General features: G+C 76.5%; 1 protein-coding gene. It reads left to right on the forward strand.

Going from position 1 to position 983, the window contains the following annotated elements; translation table 11 throughout:
- The coding region (locus tag FRZ03_RS11525) for an AAA family ATPase (RefSeq protein WP_261398896.1) at positions 1-983 on the forward strand (983 nt) is incomplete at both ends.

The following is a 983-nucleotide window of genomic DNA, read 5'->3' on the forward strand; positions in this document are numbered from 1 at the left end:
CACTTCACCGGCCGGGCCGTCATACGCCGTGCGCTGCGGCACGCGCTGACCGAGCCGTCCACGCCGGGTCCCGCCGTCGCCGTCGTCTCGGGTATGGCGGGCATCGGCAAGAGCGCACTCGCCCTGTATGTCGCGCATGAGCTGAGGGAACGTTTCGTCGACGGTCAGCTCTACGTCAACCTGCACGGCGCCACGCCCGGCATGTCCCCGCTCGGCCCGGCTCAGGCGCTCGCCGCGCTGCTGCGCGACCTGGGCGTGGAGCCCCGCAACGTGCCGGAACACCCGGACGCCGCCGCCGCGCTGCTGCGCTCGCTGCTCGCCCCGTCCCGGGTCCTGCTGGTGCTGGACGACGCGGCGAACGCCGCCCAGGTACGGCCGCTGCTCCCGGCCGGCCCCGGCTGTGCGGTGATCGTCACCAGCCGCTCGCCGCTGGCCACCCTCGACGGCGCCCGGCGCTTCCCGCTCACCCCGCTGACCGGCGAGGACAGCGCGGCCCTGCTGCGCGCGGTGAGCGGGCGCGCGGACTTGGAGGCCGGACACGCGCTGGTCGCGTTGACCGGCGGGCTGCCGCTGGCCCTGCGCGTGGTCGCGGCCCGGCTCGCCGCCCGGCGCGCGCTCACCCCCGAGGTGCTCGCCAGGCAACTCACGGCGAGCGGCGGCCGGTTGAGGCACCTGGAGTACGACGACCTCAGCGTCCGGCGCTCGCTGGCCGTCGCGCTCGACGCCCTCGCCGCCGCCGAACGGGAGGCCGACCGGGACGCCGCCCTCGTGCTGCGCGGCATCGGCGCGCTGGACCTGCCCACCTACGGCGCGCTACTGGTCGCCCGTCTCACCGGCATCGACGAGCGCCGCGCCGAGGCCGCGCTGGACCGCCTGGTCGACGTCGCCCTCCTGGAGGAGACGGCCTACGGCCGCTACACCCCCCACGACCTGGTCCGCGAGTTCGCCCGCGAACTCGCGGAGCGCCCGGGGGAGGTCCGTAC

The sequence above is a fragment of the Streptomyces misionensis genome, from assembly GCF_007896895.1.
GTDB classification, from domain to species: Bacteria; Actinomycetota; Actinomycetes; order Streptomycetales; family Streptomycetaceae; genus Streptomyces; species Streptomyces misionensis_A.